At 67.1% G+C, this 16,975-nt stretch carries 16 protein-coding genes and 1 tRNA gene; 12 read left to right on the top strand and 5 right to left on the bottom strand.

Annotation, left to right across the window (positions count from 1 at the left end; translation table 11 throughout):
- Positions 1-111: 111 nt before the first annotated feature.
- Positions 112-591 carry a hypothetical protein gene (locus tag ABEA50_RS02175; RefSeq protein ID WP_345493283.1) on the top strand — a complete coding sequence of 160 codons (480 nt, stop codon included), beginning with the start codon at positions 112-114 and terminating at the stop codon, positions 589-591.
- Positions 592-675: 84 nt separating this feature from the next.
- The gene (locus ABEA50_RS02170; RefSeq protein ID WP_345493282.1) at positions 676-1,251 is read left to right on the top strand and encodes a TerD family protein; all 576 of its coding nucleotides are present in this window, start codon (positions 676-678) and stop codon (positions 1,249-1,251) included.
- A 19-nt stretch (positions 1,252-1,270) separates the two neighbouring features.
- On the opposite strand, the gene ABEA50_RS02165 is transcribed toward ABEA50_RS02170, so the two are convergent.
- From ABEA50_RS02165 to ABEA50_RS02145, 5 genes are read right to left on the bottom strand one after another with little or no spacing between them, the layout of a single operon-like run.
- Positions 1,271-2,674, bottom strand: coding sequence for an MATE family efflux transporter (locus tag ABEA50_RS02165; protein ID WP_345493281.1), 1,404 nt, complete (start codon positions 2,672-2,674; stop codon positions 1,271-1,273).
- Complete coding sequence (locus ABEA50_RS02160) at positions 2,671-3,708, bottom strand: PLP-dependent cysteine synthase family protein (protein WP_345493280.1); 1,038 nt, start codon at positions 3,706-3,708, stop codon at positions 2,671-2,673. The genes ABEA50_RS02165 and ABEA50_RS02160 overlap by 4 nt, the downstream gene beginning before the upstream one ends.
- A 34-nt stretch (positions 3,709-3,742) precedes the next feature.
- Positions 3,743-5,155, bottom strand: a complete 1,413-nt coding sequence (locus ABEA50_RS02155; RefSeq protein WP_345493279.1) for an alanine racemase — start codon at positions 5,153-5,155, stop codon at positions 3,743-3,745.
- Positions 5,146-6,156 carry an ornithine cyclodeaminase family protein gene (locus tag ABEA50_RS02150; protein ID WP_345493277.1) on the bottom strand — a complete coding sequence of 337 codons (1,011 nt, stop codon included), beginning with the start codon at positions 6,154-6,156 and terminating at the stop codon, positions 5,146-5,148. The genes ABEA50_RS02155 and ABEA50_RS02150 overlap by 10 nt, the downstream gene beginning before the upstream one ends.
- Positions 6,128-7,339 carry a TauD/TfdA family dioxygenase gene (locus ABEA50_RS02145; protein ID WP_345493276.1) on the bottom strand — a complete coding sequence of 404 codons (1,212 nt, stop codon included), beginning with the start codon at positions 7,337-7,339 and terminating at the stop codon, positions 6,128-6,130. The genes ABEA50_RS02150 and ABEA50_RS02145 overlap by 29 nt, the downstream gene beginning before the upstream one ends.
- 669 nt (positions 7,340-8,008) lie before the next feature.
- Between ABEA50_RS02145 and ABEA50_RS02140 the strand changes: the two genes are divergently transcribed.
- From ABEA50_RS02140 to ABEA50_RS02095, 10 genes are all read left to right on the top strand, one after another.
- Positions 8,009-8,731 (top strand): lytic transglycosylase domain-containing protein, encoded by a 723-nt coding sequence (locus tag ABEA50_RS02140; protein WP_345493275.1) that lies wholly within the window; start codon positions 8,009-8,011, stop codon positions 8,729-8,731.
- Positions 8,732-8,868: 137 nt separating this feature from the next.
- Entirely contained in the window at positions 8,869-10,155 is a 1,287-nt protein-coding gene (gene eno / locus ABEA50_RS02135; RefSeq protein ID WP_345493274.1) for a phosphopyruvate hydratase, read from the top strand.
- A gap of 28 nt (positions 10,156-10,183) precedes the next feature.
- Positions 10,184-10,852, top strand: coding sequence for an FtsB family cell division protein (locus ABEA50_RS02130; protein ID WP_345493273.1), 669 nt, complete (start codon positions 10,184-10,186; stop codon positions 10,850-10,852).
- Entirely contained in the window at positions 10,849-11,382 is a 534-nt protein-coding gene (locus ABEA50_RS02125) for a DUF501 domain-containing protein (protein WP_345493272.1), read from the top strand. Before ABEA50_RS02130 ends, ABEA50_RS02125 begins: the two co-directional genes overlap by 4 nt.
- On the top strand, positions 11,379-12,326 hold the full coding sequence (locus tag ABEA50_RS02120; RefSeq protein ID WP_345493271.1) for a Ppx/GppA phosphatase family protein: 948 nt from the start codon (positions 11,379-11,381) through the stop codon (positions 12,324-12,326). Before ABEA50_RS02125 ends, ABEA50_RS02120 begins: the two co-directional genes overlap by 4 nt.
- Before the next feature lie 211 nt (positions 12,327-12,537).
- Entirely contained in the window at positions 12,538-13,983 is a 1,446-nt protein-coding gene (locus ABEA50_RS02115; protein WP_345494612.1) for an amino acid permease, read from the top strand.
- Between the two features lie 28 nt (positions 13,984-14,011).
- On the top strand, positions 14,012-14,935 hold the full coding sequence (locus ABEA50_RS02110) for a ribonuclease Z (protein WP_345493270.1): 924 nt from the start codon (positions 14,012-14,014) through the stop codon (positions 14,933-14,935).
- Between the two features lie 174 nt (positions 14,936-15,109).
- Positions 15,110-15,183: transfer RNA gene (locus ABEA50_RS02105), tRNA-Leu, on the top strand.
- Positions 15,184-15,417: 234 nt separating this feature from the next.
- Positions 15,418-16,401, top strand: a complete 984-nt coding sequence (locus ABEA50_RS02100) for an SDR family NAD(P)-dependent oxidoreductase (protein WP_345493269.1) — start codon at positions 15,418-15,420, stop codon at positions 16,399-16,401.
- Entirely contained in the window at positions 16,398-16,964 is a 567-nt protein-coding gene (locus tag ABEA50_RS02095; protein ID WP_345493268.1) for a TetR/AcrR family transcriptional regulator, read from the top strand. Before ABEA50_RS02100 ends, ABEA50_RS02095 begins: the two co-directional genes overlap by 4 nt.
- Positions 16,965-16,975: the final 11 nt, after the last annotated feature.

The following is a 16,975-nucleotide window of genomic DNA, read 5'->3' as shown; positions in this document are numbered from 1 at the left end:
ATCTGGGTGTGCAATCACCGCAGCGCCAGCGAACAAGGGCCGCAAAGTCTTAGACTTGCCCATAAAGCGCGGCACAGCCCGTCGCGCGTGACCATCACGAGGTGAGGGAAGATGGCAGCCGGAGCGAGACCAGCACAACGTCAAGACCACTCCACCGAAGACCATCCTGTTCTGGATGTGCTCCCCGAGTGGCCGCAGGAGACGATCGCGGTCTTGGTCACCACCGATCCCGCACCGCACGCGATCCCGGTGTCGTGGCCGGTGCGTGCTGGCGATCGTCAGGTGTTGCTGAGCTTGAAGTTCGACCGCGGTTCGTTGGCGCGCCTGCGTGATCAGCCTGATGTCGCGTTGTTGATCCTCGGCGGAGGTAACGTCGCGCTGTGTGCGCGCGGCACGGCTACGGTCGTCGCCGAATCGATGCCGGATGCGTCGGATTATGCCGCGGTGCGCATCGATGTCGACACCATCGATGACCACAGACAGTCGGCGTTCGCAGTGGCGCAGGGCATCGAACGGACGGTGCTCGACGCACAGGAACTGCACGCGTTGGAAGGCCGGGTGAGCACCTTGCGCGCCTGGGCCGACAAATGAATCCACGGACCGGTGCGACGGTCGTGGCAAGGTAGTACGAAGGAATAAGGGCGGCGCGAAGCAGCGCTGCGTGGAGAGGGGATCATGAGCGTCACATTGGCCAAAGGCGGCAACGTCTCGCTGTCCAAGCAGTCGGCGAACCTGACCAAGGTCTCGGTCGGTCTCGGCTGGGACGTGCGCACCACCACCGGTGCCGACTACGACTTGGACGCGAGCGCGCTGGCCACCGGGACGAGCCTGAAGGTGTTGTCGGATCAGCATTTCGTGTTCTACAACAACCTGCGTTCGCCCGACGGGTCGATCGAGCACACCGGCGACAATCTCACCGGTGAGGGTGATGGTGACGACGAGGTGATCAACGTCGACCTCTCGGCGGCCCCGCCGACCATCACCAATATCTTCTTCCCCGTCTCCATTCACGATGCCGACGCGAGAGCCCAGTCGTTCGGTCAGATCCGCAACGCCTACATCCGGGTGGTCGACGCCACCACCGGTGTCGAGCTGACGCGCTACGACCTGTCCGAAGACGCCTCCAGCGAGACCGCCATGGTGTTCGGCGAGCTGTACCGGCACAACAACGAGTGGAAATTCCGCGCGATCGGCCAGGGTTACGCCTCCGGCCTGGCCGGTATCGCTCGCGACTACGGTGTGAACATCTGATTCGGTTGAACCAGCCGAATCAGCCTGGGCTGCTGAGGCTTTCCCGGAGTTGATGACGCTGCGCGCGCTGCTCGGTCTGGATCAGGGCGAAGTAGCGCCGCAGCATCAACCCGGCGGTGCCGGCCAGGCCCGCGGTGAGTCCCCACCAGACGCCCGCGGCGCCGAGCCCGAGTGGGAACGCCAACACCAGCGCGGTGGGTAGGCCGATCACCCAGTAACCCACCAGGGAAAGTCGGAAGCCCGCATTGGTGTCCTTGAGCCCACGCAGGAGTCCGGTACCGATGTTCTGTGCGGCGTCGCAGAACTGGAGCGCGATGCCGATCAGCAGCAGGGTGTGTGCGATTCGCATCGTCTCGGTGTCGCCCGCGTCGAGGAACAAGCCGAGTACCCGGTAGGGCAGCAGCACGTAGACGATGCCGGTGACGGCGGCGACCACGGCGGCGTGGCGCAGCGTCAGCCAGGCCAGCGCCCGCGCGTGCTCGTGTTCTTCACGCGCGACGGCGTGACTGACCAGGATCGATGCGCCACTGGACAGGCCGATGGCGATCTGGAAGACGATGTAGATGATCTGGTAGACGACGTTGTGCGCGGCCAGCGCCGCGGGACCGATGTGTCCCATTACCAAGGCGAGCACCGAGAACATGCCCGCTTCGGAGCCGTAGGTGAGCGCGATCGGGCCGCCGAGGCGCAATTCGGCGAAGATCGTGGCCGGTCGTACCGGCCACATCCGAATGGGCAGCGTCGGACCGAGTTCGGCGTTGCGGCGCACCATCGCCCAGAACACCGCGAAGGTGATCAGGAAGACCAGCGAGGTGGAGACGCCGACACCGGTGAGTCCGAGTTTCGGCAGTCCGCCTCGGCCGTAGATGAAACCGAGCGCCAGCAGCAGATTCAGGCCCACCGAGCCGAGCGTGACCAGGAGTAAGGCCTGTGGTCGTTGCATGCCGACGGTGTACTGACGTAGTACCTGAAACCACAGGCAGGGCAGCAGGCCCGGTGCGAGCGCGACCATCAGCGGGCGCGCGTCGGCGAGCACGCCGTCGTCTTGGCCGAGCCAGCGCAGCGCCCACCCGAGCCCGATGAGCAGCGCGCCGCCGACGAGACCGGCGACGGTCGCGATGAGGAAGCTCGACCGCAGCAGGTCGCGGATCTCGCGGTCGGCCGATCGGCCTTGTTTGCCCGCGGCGCTCACCGCGGTGGCGATCTGGTTGCCGCTTCCGGTGATCAGTCCGACACACATGGTGCGGATCTGGTTGAACAGGGTGATCGCGAGGCCGCCCGCCGCCACCTGTTGCATGCCGAGCGTGCCCATGAGCGCGATGTTGGTGGTCGACACCGCGATCTGGGCGAGCTGGGTCAGCGCGATCGGTGTCGCGAGTGCGGTGAGCTGCCTGCTGTCGGCGCGAAAAACCGGCAGATTCACGGGCCGACCGCCGCTAGATCGGCGCCACGCGCGGCGGGGGTGAACCGGTGCAGTAATTCGCGTACCTGGGTTTCCGCGGTGGCGTCGAGCAGGTCGCGTTCGCGCATCCAGTCGTCGTCGAAGACGGTGTCCAGGTACTTCTCTCCGCCGTCGCAGACGAGGGTCACCACGGTGGATCCCGGCGGAAAGTCCTCGAGCCTGGTGAGCGCGGCGTGCACCGAACCACCGGCGGAGCCGCCGATCATCAGGCCGAGTTCGGCCGCGATGGCGCGGGCGGTGGCGAAGGCGTCCACATCGGTGACCTTCATGCCCTCATCGAGCAGCGAGTAGTCGACGGCGGTGCCGATGGTCGCGCCGGGCGGGGTGCCGGTGCCGGACTGCCAGTACGGGCCGCCGGGCCCACCGAAGGCGATCGATCCGACGGGTTCGACACCGATCACGGTCGCGGGGCGGCCGAGCTGACGCAGTCGCGTAGCGGTGCCGAACAGTGAGCCGCCGGTGCCGACCGCCGAGAGCAGGATGTCGACGCGCTCCAGGTCTTCCAGTAATTCCTCGGCGACGCAGTAGTAGCCGACGGCGTTGGCGTCGTTGTTGTGCTGTTCGGTGAAGAAGGCGTCGGGGCGGGCAGCCGCCATCGCCTCGGCGAGGTCCTCGCGCGCCGAGGTGGCGAGTTCGTCATCGCCTTCCTCGGCGACGAAGACCAGTTCGGTGCCCATTGCTCGCATGGCCCGCAGTTTGTCCTTGCACGCGTGGTGGTCGACCACCGCGGTGAACCGGTATCCGCGTTCGGCGGCTACCACCGCGAGGCCGAGTCCGGTGTTACCTGATGTCGACTCGATGATATGCCCGCCACTTTTCAGCAAACCCTGACGTTCGGCGTCGAGCACCATCTCGCGCGCCATCCGAATCTTGGCCGTGCCGGTAGGGTTGAACATTTCGAGCTTGAGCAGCAGTCGGGTGCCGCTCGAGGTGGCCGCGAGTTCGAACAGGGGAGTGCGGCCGATCAGGTCCGTCACGCGTGTGACGAGAGGCATCGAAGGTCTCCTGGGTGAGGTTTTCGGTCGGTGGTTATCCGGTGTCGAGTGCCCAGCGCAGCCGCGCGGTGGCGGCAACGGGTGTGTCCTGGGTGCTCGGTGCGTCGTGCAGCACGACTTTCGGCGGGATGGGCAGTTCGTGGAAGGCGGATTCGTTGGAATCCATTTGGTACCCGGCGGTATTCGGGTAGACCAGCAGGTCGCCGACCTCGGCGGGGCGTGTGAGCGGGATGCGTCGCCAGCTGAGCATGTCGGAGTCCAAGCAGGTCGAGGCCCCGACACTGGTGGGGGTCGGGGTGGTGTCGGGCCGCGTCGGCCAGAGGACGGGGTCGGGCAGGTATTCGCTGTCGAACCACTGTTCGGACAGGCTCAGGCTGCTCCCGTCGACGGTGAGCAGCCGGTAGGGCTGACCGTGCGCGTGCCGGACCTTGCTGCCGCGCACCGGGAAAACGCTGAACCCCGCGTGATCCAGCAGTGCGCGCCCCGGCTCGACGGCCAGTTGTATGTCGTTGTCGCGCAGCCGTTTGGCCACGCGCTCCGAGGGGCCGACCTGGTGGTCGAGGATCGCGGTCAGCATCGCCGCGCCGGGCGTGGGGAAGTGGTACGGGTAGTAGGAGTCGAAGGTCTTGTCCGCGTGGAACCATCGCGGGTCGGCTTGCTCGATGAACGCCGACCACGCGTCGTGGTTCACGTAGTCCACGCCGAAACCGCCGCCGAGGGAGATGATCGCCGCGGGATGACCGAGCGTGCGCGCGTGCAGGCACCGCTCGATCATGGCGTCGGCCATCTCGGCGCGCGCGACCGGGTCGTAGCCGGAGAGATGGAAACTGAACCCCGCCAACCGCACCGACTCGTGCAGCCCGAAACGGACCAACGCGGAGTCGATCTCGTCGTCGGTCATGCCGAAGCGGCTCGATGAACCGGTGGGCAACACCCGAAGCAGCACCCTGGCCGGTTCGGTCGAAGTGCCGAGCGCGGCAAGGCGGTCCAGTTCGCCGAGGTCGTCGACGGCGATCAACGCACCGTGGCGTACCGCCAGCCAGATCAGGTCGTCGCGTTTGGCCGGTCCGGTCACCATGAGTTCGCTGCCGCGAATTCCCTGGGCGAGTGCGGCGGTGAGTTCGCCCACGCTGGACACGTCGACACCGGCGCCGTGTTCGGCGCAGGCGCGGGTGACACAGGCCGACTTGTTCGCCTTCTTGCCGTAGTAGACGACGCCGTCGACACCCGCGCGCGTGAACGCGGCGCGGAAGCTGTCGATGTTGTCCTTCACCCGTGCCGGATACATCAGATGAAATGGCCCGTCGACGGCGAAGGCGATGTCGCCCAGCAGGTTCGGGTCGTCGAGTACGTGCCGTTCCCATGCGGCGACGTGCGCCGCGACCGGCGGCGCGCTGATCGCCGGTTCGGCGTCGAGAATCTCCAGTCCCACGGCGTTCAGTCCCACAGCGGTACCTCCGTTCCGCGACCTTCGGTGATGGCGCGCTGCGCCAGTGCGTGCGCGACCGCGATGTCGGTGAGGACGAGGCCGCTGTTGTAGACGAAGATGCGTTCCTGTTCCGAACGGCGCGCGACGGCGCGCCGAGACAGTATCTGGGGTAGCTCCGCGTCGACGGGACGCAGGTCACCGTTGTCGTCGGCCATGTCGATGCCGGTCACCGCCATTTGTTCGGCGCTGGTGGCGATCACCCGGTCGGCCAGGCTCAGCGTCGAGGGCGCGAGCCCGTAGCCGACGAGCACGGCCACCGAACCCGGTGCGAGATCGCTGGATTCGAGAGCGACCTCGGTGCCGGGCCCCGCGGTGGCCAGGACGACGTCGGCGGTGGCCGCGGCGGCGCGCGGGTCGTCGACGGTGTGCACCTTGGCGTGCGGATGGGTCTCGGCGAGGTAGCGGTGCACCGCGGCCAAGCCTTCCGGGTGGGTGCCGTAGACCATCAGTCGTTGCAGTTGCGGGTTGACCGCGAGCAGGTGCGGCAACGCGTTTCGGCCCTGGGTGCCGGTGCCGATCAGCAGGACGCTGTCGGCGCCTTTGCGTGCGGTTTCGCGGACGAGCAGCGCGGAGACCGCGGGGGTGCGCAGTGCGCCGACCCGTGCGCAGTCCATCATCGCGATCGGCGAACCGGTGGTGTCGTCGTAGAGCGTGATGGTCGTGTAGTAGCGCTTGGTGCTGCGGTCGTGGCCGGGGTCGAACTTGTAGGACGATTTCATCGCCACCACCCTGCGGCGACCGTCGCGTCCGAGCATCGCGTACGAGACCGACCAGCCGTCGGGATTCGCGACGCTCAGCTTGCGTGGATTGTCCGAATCACCGGCTGCCAGTGCGAGATAGGCGTCTTCCACGGCGCGCACCACATCGCCCGGCGTGATCGGCACGTCGGCGAGGTCGCTGCGGCTGAGCACCCGTAAGGGGGTGCTGCGGTCACGGATACCCAAGGGGTCCTCGATCATGTGTTGCGTCCTGCCCTGTTCGATCCGGCACGCTACCGCCGGTCGAGGGGAAGTGCGGGCCGACCGATCGGAACGGGGTAACCGTATGTTGCCCGTAGCCATTCTCGCGGGTCTCCGCCGAACGGCGAGGCCGTTCGGGTATGCGAATGTTCACCCGTTTGAGCCAGCGATCGGTGCCGTCGTAGCGTGCGGTGAACGGGACCCTGCCGTGCACGACGACGTCGTTGTCCACCAGGAGGATTTCGCCGGGTGCCAGCGACGCGCTCATCCGCACACGCGCTAATTCGCTGGTCAGATGGGTATATGCGGCGCGGAACTCGGCGTCGGCGTCGGCGAGTGGGGTGTAGGCCGGGTCGTAACGCAGGGTCGCGGACGCGGCGTCGGCGTCGTCATGATGCCAGAGGGTGGGTAATGCGGGGGTGGGAAAGCGTTGGTGCCCATCGCCGTAGGAGACATCGGGCAGGATCGGCAGGGTCGGCTTGCTGAGCAGATGCCGCTGCCGGGCGGTGAGTTCGACGTGGTGCACCGAGGAGACGGTGGTGGCGACCTCGTCGGGGTTGCGCAGGCACCCGAGCATCAGCAGGTGCGCCCGCTCGGGGTGGAAGGCGTCCTCGGTGTGCGGGGTGAGCAGGGTCTTGCTGCTCGCGCCGGACTGCTCGTCCTCATGGCCGCTCGCGGGCACGATGTTGTTGACCAATCGTCCGTTCTGTTGCCCTTCCCAGCCGAACGGCTCACCCGCGCAACGCGCGAGCAGCAGCATGGCCAGGTCGAGGTGCATCGATCTGGCGCGCCTGGTCCGGTCACCGCTCCACGCGGCGGCTTCCTGCCAGCTGGGTGGGGTCGGCCCGAATTCGTCGTCGGTCAGCGGGAGCGCGTGCACGATGGTGGCGCCCGCGTCGGTGGCGGGCGGACGCATCGCCGTGCGCACGGCCGCGGGTAATTCGTCGACGCGCGCATCGATCTGCTCGATCAGCTTCGCGTCGTTCAACGTGCGTGCGGCGCGTGCGATGTCATCGAGCGTCGAGTCCAATGTGGCCGCGATCTCGGCTGCCAGCGCGCGCACCGCGCGACCGGCGTCGATGGGCAGGGCGCGGCGTTCCACTTCGCGTGTGTGCAGCGTCCTACGTTCGGAGAGAGCGCTTTCCACCGAGGGTCCCTTCTTCGCGATCAGGCCGAAAAGCATTGTGGCGGTATGTAACTCACGCTAGTTGCCCAGAAAGATTTAAGCAAGGCTTACCTAAGTCGCATGCTAAAGATAGCGGAGTGGCATAACTCGGGTAAAGCCCTGCTGGTATGGGTGGTGGCAGGGGCTGCGGCCAGGGGGAGGCGCCGAAATGTGATCGGGTAGACGAAGTCTAGCCGAGCATTAGGCAAGCCTCCCCTGTTACTGGGAAGTCGATCTGTGGCGCGCGCGAGTTGCCGATACTGTGCCGAAACATCGGTTCGCGGATATCGAAGATATGGTCCTGCTGCTCGTAATCTCACACTGCCACAAGGGTTTTGCCGCCTCTCGCTGCGAAAGTCGTGACCGGTGTAGCTCGGGAACTGCGGACGATCGGGCCAACTGCCTACCTGTGGGGTGCATCGCTGAAAAGTTGCGCGCCACCCGCGAGGATCGACGGTACCGCGCCGCGCGCCGCGCGCGACACCGAACGCACGGCGACGTCGGCCGTCTTTCTGTGATCACTCACACGCTTGCGGTCTCGCGCCGTACTGACGGTCGTTGTGCGACAACGGCTCCGAGTAGGCAGCCGGGGACGGACCCGGTCTCCAGAACTGATCCGCTGGGAAGGACTGAGCCGACGGCGACAACGCCAGGAACACGCTCGCCGAAAATCTGGATGATGGAAAGGTGCTTGCGAAGACAACCGGCGCCGTGGCCGCCGTCCTGGTGACCCTCGTGCTTGCCGGTTGCGGCGGGATCGACCGCACCCCGGTGCCCGAGGGCATCCCGCCGGGTCCCGGCGCGCCCCTGCCACCCATCGACGTGGACGCCCCCGGCCGCAGTGCCGTGCAGCTCGCCCCGTGGGCCGAAGAACAATCCGACCGGCTCGCCATCCCCGCGACCGCACTCGAGGCCTACGGATACGCCGCCGCGGTGATGCGGCAATCGCGACCCGAATGCGGCATCGCGTGGACAACGGTCGCCGGCATCGGCAGCGTGGAGAGCAAACACGGCGCCCACGACGGTTCGCGGCTGCGCGCGGACGGCACGGTCGACCCACCCATCATCGGCATCCCGTTGGACGGCGCGCCCGGCGTCGCCCACGTCACCGACACCGACGGCGGCGCGCTCGACGGCGACCAAGTCTACGACCGCGCCATCGGACCGTTGCAGTTCATTCCGGAAACCTGGCGGCGCTGGGGTGTCGACGCCAACGGCGACGGCGTGGTCGACCCGCAGAACATCGACGACGCCGCCCTCACCGCAGCCCGCTATCTCTGTGCCAGCGGCGGTGACCTCACCTCGCAACAGGGATGGCAGCAGGCCATGCTCACCTACAACCAGTCGACGAATTACCTGCACACCGTGCGTTACCGCGCCTCCGCCTACAGCGTCGGACGCAAGGTATGACCCGACCGGAGCGAGTGCGGCAAAGACCGCGACCTCGGAGTGCCGGTTACCCGGTGCGCGGGCCGGACGCTAGGCTCGCAGCGCACGGCCCATGCCGTGCGCCCTACCCTGCCTTGCAGCCGAAGGAGTTCGTTTTCGTGGCCATCATCGAACAGGTCGGAGCTCGCGAGATCCTGGATTCTCGTGGAAACCCCACTGTCGAGGTCGAGATCGCCCTCGACGACGGCACCTTGACCAGGGCGGCGGTGCCCTCGGGTGCGTCGACCGGTGAGCATGAAGCCGTCGAATTGCGTGACGGCGGCGAGCGCTACGGCGGCAAGGGCGTACAGAAGGCCGTCGAGGGCGTGCTCGACGAGATCGCCCCCGCCATCATCGGGCTGGACGCGGTGGAACAGCGCACCGTCGACCAGGTGCTGCTCGACCTCGACGGCACCCCCGACAAGTCGCGCCTCGGCGCGAACGCACTGCTCGGCGCCTCGCTGGCGGTGGCGCGTGCCGCGGCGGAGTCCTCGGGTCTCGAGCTGTTCCGCTACCTCGGCGGACCCAACGCCCACGTGCTCCCCGTGCCGATGATGAACATCCTCAATGGTGGTGCGCACGCCGACACCGGCGTTGACGTGCAGGAGTTCATGGTCGCGCCGATCGGCGCGACCACCTTCAAGGAGTCGCTGCGCTGGGGCACCGAGGTGTACCACGCGCTCAAGTCCGTGCTGAAGTCCAAGGGACTCGCGACGGGTCTCGGTGACGAAGGCGGCTTCGCCCCCGACGTGGCGGGCACCAAGGAAGCACTCGACCTGATCAGCACCGCGATCGCCAAGACCGGTCTCGAGCTCGGCACCGATGTCGCGCTCGCGCTCGACGTCGCGGCCACCGAGTTCTACACCACCGGCAGCGGTTACAAGTTCGAAGGCAGCGTGCGCAGCGCCGCCGAACTCGGCCAGTTCTACGCGGGACTGCTCGACGCCTACCCGCTCGTGTCGATCGAGGACCCGCTGGCCGAAGACGACTGGGAAGGTTGGGTCGAACTCACCGACCTGATCGGCGACCGCGTCCAACTCGTCGGCGACGACCTGTTCGTCACCAACCCGGAGCGCCTCGAAGACGGCATCGCCAAGGGCGCCGCCAACGCGCTGCTGGTGAAGGTGAACCAGATCGGCACGCTCACCGAGACTTTGGACGCGGTGGAACTCGCGCACCGCAACGGCTACAAGACGATGATGAGCCACCGGTCCGGCGAGACCGAGGACACCACCATCGCCGATCTCGCCGTCGCCGTCGGCAGCGGACAGATCAAGACCGGCGCACCGGCTCGCAGTGAGCGGGTCGCCAAGTACAACCAGCTGCTGCGCATCGAGGACGCGCTCGGCGATTCGGCCCGTTACGCGGGCGATGTCGCGTTCCCTCGATTCGCGTTCGAGGGCTGACCGACTCACCATCGACGAAGGCCACAGGATGACCGAGCGACGTGCGCGTGGCACCAGTCCGTCGGGACGTGGTGACCGCCGCACGTCGCGTGCGGCCAGTTCGCGGCCGAAGGCGGCCGCGGACGCCGATTCCGCCGCGGCCAGGCGTGCGGCGCGGCGTCGGCCAGAGGCCGAACGCAGGACCCTCGACCGCAAGGCGCAGCCACGGCGCATCCCCGCGCGGGAGAACGTGGCGTCGGCGCAGCGGGCCGCCGAGGACAGGCACGAGCGCACCTTCTTCGGCCTGTCCACCGGTAAGGCGGTCATCCTCGCCGCCGTGGTGTGTGCGCTGGCCTTGACGTTGGCCGTGCCGATGCGCACGTACTTCAGTCAGCGGGCCGAGGCCGCGCAGCTCGGTCAGGAACGTCAAGAGTTGGAGTCCGATCTCGCCGCGCTGCGCGATCGTCGTGCGCAGCAACAAGATCCGGCCTACATCCGGTCGGAGGCGCGCGACCGACTACGGCTGGTGCAGCCGGGGGAGACGCCCTACATCGTGCAGGTGCCCGGCATCGAGGCGCCCGCACCGCCCGCGGCGCCCACCAAATCCAAGCAACCCGACCCGTGGTACACCGACCTGTGGCAGAGCGTCGCGCAGCCGCAACCGTCCTCGGCACCGCAGGACCCGAACGCACCGCACGATCAGGAGGGACCGAGGTGACCGCACCGAACGAGCGCGATCTCGCGATCATCGCCGCACAACTCGGCCGGGAACCGCGTGGGGTGCTCGCCGTCGCCTACCGCACCCCCGACGGTGTTCCCGCCGTGGTGAAGACCGCCCCTCGGCTGCCCGACGGCACGCCGTTCCCCACGCTGTACTACCTCACCGACCCGCGTCTCACCGCGGAGGCGAGCAGGCAGGAATCCGCGGGCGTGATGCGCGCGATGACCGAACGGCTCGGCACCGACCCGGCATTGGCCGAGGCCTACCGTCGCGCGCACGAGAGCTACCTCGCCGAACGTGACGAGATCGAGTCGCTCGGCACCGATTTCAGCGGCGGTGGCATGCCGGAACGGGTGAAGTGCCTGCACGTGCTGATCGCGCACGCGCTGGCGAAGGGGCCGGGTGTCAATCCGCTCGGCGACGAGTCGGTGGCTTTGGCGGCGGGCAATCGCCTGCGCGGCACCGCGATTCCGGCGGATTGGCCCACCTTCGCGGCCGCCGAACGGGAACAGGAGCACAGCGAATGAGCGAGCGGGTCGCGGCCGTCGATTGCGGGACCAATTCCCTGCGACTGTTGATCGCCGACGTGGGTGCCGACGGTCGACTGGTCGACCTGCACCGGGAAATGCGGATCGTTCGTCTCGGCCAGGGTGTCGACGCGAACGGTGCCTTCGCGCCGGAGGCGATCGAACGCACCAGGGCCGCGCTCGCGGACTACGCGGCGACAATGCGCGAGCACGGTGTCACCAAGCTCAGGATGGTCGCCACCTCGGCGACCCGGGACGCGGCCAACCGCGACGATTTCTTCGCCATGACCCGCGCCGAACTCGGCACCGTCGTGGCGGGCGCCCAAGCGGAGGTGATCACCGGCGACGAAGAGGCACGCCTGTCGTTCACCGGCGCGATCGGCGAATTGTCCACCGCCGAGGGGCCGTTCGTGGTCGTCGACCTCGGCGGCGGCTCCACCGAACTGGTGGTCGGCGGCGAAGACGGTGTGCACGGCGCGTTCTCGGCCGACATCGGTTGCGTCCGCGTCACCGAACGCTGCCTGCCGGGCAACCCGCCGACCGATGACCAGGTCGCCGCCGCACGCGAGTTCGCCTCGACCCGACTCGCGGAGGCGTTCACGCGGGTGCCCGTCGAGCAGACCCACACCTGGGTCGGCGTCGCGGGAACGATGACGACGATCGCCGCCGTCGCCGCCGACCTGCCCGAATACGATGCCAGCCGCGTACACCTGAGCCGATTGAGCCTCGGGCGATTGCGCGCCGTGTGCGACCGACTGATCGGGATGAACCACGACGAGCGCGCCGCGCTCGGCCCCATGCACCCCGGCCGTGTCGATGTGATCGGCGGTGGCGCGGTGATCGCGGAGGTACTCGCCGACGAATTGTCTCGTCGTGCGGGCATATCCGAACTCGTTGTCAGCGAACACGACATCTTGGACGGCATCGCGCTCTCGATCGTGTGACGCCGCGACCGGTCTCGTCGGCGCGCTGGTTCTTTTTGATCACCGGCGATTTCGCCGTAGATGGCCACGAATCGGAGCCCGACATGGGATCGTGCTGAGCAGCTAGCCTTGCGCGCCGGGCGAACTACGGCCGTGACCAGGTGAGGAGAAGATAGTGACCAGGCCAGACACCGATGATGTGACTGAGGGATCCGGGTCTCGGTGGGGTGGGATGTTCCGCACCAAATCCGTCGAGCAGTCGATCAAGGACACCGACGAACCGGACACCAAGCTTCGCCGAGACCTCACCGCGTGGGACCTGACCATCTTCGGCGTCGCGGTGGTTGTCGGCGCGGGCATCTTCACGCTCACCGCGCGTACCGCGGGTGATGTCGCGGGACCCGCGGTGTCGCTGGCCTTCGTCTTCGCCGCCATCGCCTGCGGGTTGTCCGCCCTGTGTTACGCCGAGTTCGCCTCGACGGTGCCGGTGGCGGGAAGCGCATACACGTTCTCGTTCGCCACCTTCGGTGAGTTCATCGCCTGGGTGATCGGATGGGATCTGATGCTGGAATTCGCCTTGGCGGCGGCGGTGGTGTCCAAGGGTTGGTCGCAGTATCTCGGCGAGCTCCTCGGGATGGAGTCGGCCTCGGTGGACCTCGGTCCGATCACCTTCGACTGGGGCGCGGTCGCGCTCATCGCCGTGCTCGCGGTGCTCCTGGTGTCCGGAACGAAGCTGTCCTCGCGGGTGTCCGCGGTAGCGGTGGCGATCAAGCTTGGCGTCATCTTGTTGGTGGTGGTGATGGGTGCGCGGTACTTCAAGGCGGAGAACCTCTCGCCCTACATTCCGCCGTCACAGCCGAGCGAATCGGGTGAGGGACTGCGCCAGTCGCTGTTCTCGTATTTCACCGGCGCCGGGCACAGCAGCTTCGGCTGGTACGGCCTGCTCGCCGCCGCGAGCCTGGTGTTCTTCGCGTTCATCGGATTCGACATCGTCGCGACCACCGCAGAGGAGACCAAGAACCCACAGAAGGCGGTGCCGCGCGGCATCTTCGGTTCGCTGATCATCGTCACCATCCTGTATGTCGCGGTGACCGTCGTGCTCACCGGCATGGTGCACTACAGCGACCTCACCGGCAAAAACGCCACGCTCGCCACAGCTTTCGCGATGCACGGCGACACCTGGGTGAAGAACATCATCTCCGTCGGCGCGCTCGCCGGACTCACCACCGTGGTGATGGTGCTGTACCTGGGCCAGACCAGGGTGCTGTTCGCGATGTCGCGCGACGGTCTCGTGCCGCGTGCGTTGTCGCGGACCGGCAAGAACGGCACCCCCGTTCGGATCACCGTCATCGTCGGTGTGGTGTGCGCGCTGCTCGCCGGGTTCGTTGATTTCGGCACGCTGGAGGAAATGGTCAATATCGGCACGCTGTTCGCATTCATGCTGGTGTCGATCGGGGTGATCATCCTGCGTCGCACCAGGCCCGATCTGGAGCGTGGTTTCCGGGTGCCGTTCGTGCCCGTGATCCCGATCCTCGCGGTGCTGGCGTGCCTGTGGTTGATGGTGAACCTCTCGGTCGAGACCTGGCTGCGTTTCCTCGTGTGGATGGCCATCGGATTCGTCGTCTATTTCGCCTACAGCCGACGCCATTCCGTGCTGCGCAACACCCCCGCCGAATAGGGGATGCGACGGGGGTAGCGTGACCACGGTGTCGCAGCGGGAACTTGTTGTGCTCGGTACCGCCAGTCAGGTGCCGACGAAGCAGCGCAACCACAACGGTTATCTGCTTCGGTGGGATGACGAGGGCGTTTTGTTCGACCCCGGTGAGGGGACGCAGCGTCAGATGACCTATGCCGGAGTGTCGGCGACCCATCTGACCCGCATCGCCATCACGCACTTCCACGGCGATCACTCGCTGGGTTTGGCCGGGGTGGTGCAGCGGATCAATCTCGATCGGGTGCCGCATCCGGTGGACGTGTGGTTTCCCGCATCGGGTTTCGAGTACTACGACCGTCTCGTCAACGCCACTTCCTACTACCGTCGCGCCGAACTACGCCCGCATCCGATCGCAGGGCCGGGGGTGGTGGACGTGTCGGGGACCCCGTTCGAGGTGCGCGCGGTGGCCTTGTCGCACCCCGTCGAGACCTTCGGCTACCGCCTCACCGAACCACCCGGCCGCCGCATCCTGCCCGATCGTCTGCGTGAGCACGGTCTCAGCGGGCCGATCATCGCCGAGCTCCAGCACCACGGCAGCGTCGAAATCGACGGGCGCACGGTAACTCTCGACGAGGTCAGCGAACCGCGCCCCGGCCAGAGCTTCGCGTTCGTGATGGACACCCGCCTGTGCGACGGTGTCAACGAGCTCGCCGTCGGCGCCGACATGCTCGTCATCGAGGCCACTTTCCTCGACGCCGACGCCCACCTGGCCACCGAATACGGCCACCTCACCGCTGGTCAAGCCGCCCGGGTAGCCGCCAAGGCCGGCGCGCACACCCTCGTCCTCACCCATTTCTCCCAGCGCTACCGCAGCCTCGACGACCATCTCACCGAGGCCGAGAAATATTTCACCGGCGAAATCCACATAGCCACCGACCTCACCCGCATCCCGCTCCCGCCCCGCCGCCACCACTGACGTCGACTGGGACGCGCACCCCGTTCGGCATCGAATCTCCTTGCCAGGGACCACATCCCACCCACCCTCCGTCGCTTCGCCACCCCACTCCAGCCTCACCCGCACCCCGTGTGACCACGCCGAAGACCCACAGGATTCCGGTACATCCGTACGACTCGCTAAGCTGTCCCGGACGCCCCCATAGCCCAATTGGCAGAGGCACCGGACTTAAAATCCGTCAAGTGTCGGTTCGAGTCCGACTGGGGGCACAGCGTGAGGTCGGGCCGGCACTCGGTCCGTGGTGAGGAAGCGGTCGATGATTTCTCTTGCACGGCGGTCCAATTCGGCGTAATGGGTGTCGCGTGTGGCGCCGGTGGGGGTGGGATCGAGGGTCGGGTTGCCCTCGGTGTCCAAGGGTATGTCATTACGCCTGTTCGACCCCCGAGGTTGACAGTGTCAACCTCGAGGGTTAGGTTGACACTGTCAACCAGGAGGTTTCCACTATGTCCACGATCCTGATCACAGGCGGACACTCGGGCATCGGGCTCGCGGCGACGAGGGAACTCGCCGCGAAGGGCATCGACATCGTGCTGGCCGGGCGCAGCCCGGAGCGCATGCAATCCGTCGCGGAGCAACTGCATGCGCAATGGGGGGTGGTCGTGCGGACGCTGGCGCTGGACACATCGTCACTCGCTTCGGTCCGGGCCGCCGCCGCGCGACTGCGTGCGATGCGTGAGGACGGCGGGATCGATCCGCTCATCGCCATCGTCTGCAACGCGGGCGGCCGCTTCGATGGTGCGGTCTCCTACAGTCCCGACGGGTATGAGACGACTTTCGCGACGAATTGCCTCGGGCATTTCCTGCTCGTCGAGCTCCTGCTCCCGAGTCTTGCCGAGGGAGGCAGGGTCGTATACACCGCCAGCGGCACCCACGACCCGGACTCGGTCGACGGCAAGATGGTCGGAGCCGTTGTCGAGCCGGATGCCTTGGTGCTGGCGAACATTGGGAAGAACAGCGACAAGGCCAAGGACAGCGGCAAGGCGCTGAGCGCCGGAAAGCGTTACTCCACCTCGAAGCTGTGCACGGTGATGTACGCCTACGAGCTGGACCGCCGACTCCGCAGGACGGGAAGCTCGGTGGTCTCGATCGCCTACGACCCCGGTTCTGTGCCGGCGACGGGGTTTCTGCGCGGGATGCCAACGCCGATCCGGTGGTTCTCGGCTACGCCACTGATGAAGTGGGTGTCCAAGCGCATCGGCGTCACCACCTCGGATGTCGAATTTTCCGGCGCGTCCCTGGCGGCGCTCGCGACGGCTCCGGACTATTCGGAGCACTCCGGCGAATACTTCCAGGCGAACGACGGGACCCTTGCTTCCACACGATCCGCCCGGCTGTCCTACGACAAACGACGCGCGGCGAAGCTGTGGGACGACTCGAAGCAACTCGTCCACCTGAGCGCCACCGAAGAACCGGCGCAACTGAAATGAACACCGCCGACCGACTCGTCGCCGCCGCCGCGAATCTGCTCGACGAGGGTGGGGACGCGGCGGTCACCCTCCGTGGAGTCGCCACCGCCACCGGGGTCTCCCACAACGCGCCCTACAAGCACTTCGCCAGTCGAGATGACCTGCTCGCGGGTGTGGCCACAGCCGATTTCCTCGCGATAGCCCAGGCGTGGAAGCAGATCAGGGCATCGGTTTCGGAGCCGACCGCACGCCTGCTCAGCGCGCTCGACGTGGTGATCCGTTTCAGTCAGGAACATTCGGCGCGTCATCGTCTGCTGTTCGGTAGTCCCGACATCGCCGCGCGAGGCGGCCCCCTGACTGATGCCGCCAACGCGGCGCTGCGCGTATTCGCCGAGATCGTCGAAGACTGCCAGGCGGCCGACGAGTTGCCCGCCTCGCCCAGCGGCACTCTCGCGATCGTCATATTCGCGACCCTGCACGGCCTGATCGACGCCGATGCCAGTGGCAGGCTCCGGTCCGAGTCCGGCTGGGCTGACATCGGGTCGGGCATGCGGTTGCTGATCGGTCTGCTGCACAACCGGTAGGTGACGCGTCG

It is taken from the genome of Nocardia callitridis (assembly GCF_039543305.1).
Classification (GTDB): Bacteria; Actinomycetota; Actinomycetes; order Mycobacteriales; family Mycobacteriaceae; genus Nocardia; species Nocardia callitridis.
Note: the sequence above shows the minus strand (reverse complement) of the source record. Positions and strands in the feature narration are given on the sequence as shown.

Excerpts from the sequence above, each read along its gene's own strand:
- ABEA50_RS02120 (WP_345493271.1), top strand. The coding sequence starts at position 11,379 with ATGAGCGAGCGGGTCGCGGCCGTCGATTGCGGGACCAATTCCCTGCGA.
- ABEA50_RS02160 (WP_345493280.1), bottom strand. The coding sequence starts at position 3,708 with ATGCCTCTCGTCACACGCGTGACGGACCTGATCGGCCGCACTCCCCTG.
- ABEA50_RS02130 (WP_345493273.1), top strand. The coding sequence starts at position 10,184 with ATGACCGAGCGACGTGCGCGTGGCACCAGTCCGTCGGGACGTGGTGAC.
- ABEA50_RS02095 (WP_345493268.1), top strand. The coding sequence starts at position 16,398 with ATGAACACCGCCGACCGACTCGTCGCCGCCGCCGCGAATCTGCTCGAC.
- ABEA50_RS02115 (WP_345494612.1), top strand. The coding sequence starts at position 12,538 with ATGTTCCGCACCAAATCCGTCGAGCAGTCGATCAAGGACACCGACGAA.
- ABEA50_RS02150 (WP_345493277.1), bottom strand. The coding sequence starts at position 6,156 with ATGATCGAGGACCCCTTGGGTATCCGTGACCGCAGCACCCCCTTACGG.
- ABEA50_RS02100 (WP_345493269.1), top strand. The coding sequence starts at position 15,418 with ATGTCCACGATCCTGATCACAGGCGGACACTCGGGCATCGGGCTCGCG.
- ABEA50_RS02170 (WP_345493282.1), top strand. The coding sequence starts at position 676 with ATGAGCGTCACATTGGCCAAAGGCGGCAACGTCTCGCTGTCCAAGCAG.
- ABEA50_RS02145 (WP_345493276.1), bottom strand. The coding sequence starts at position 7,339 with ATGCTTTTCGGCCTGATCGCGAAGAAGGGACCCTCGGTGGAAAGCGCT.
- ABEA50_RS02175 (WP_345493283.1), top strand. The coding sequence starts at position 112 with ATGGCAGCCGGAGCGAGACCAGCACAACGTCAAGACCACTCCACCGAA.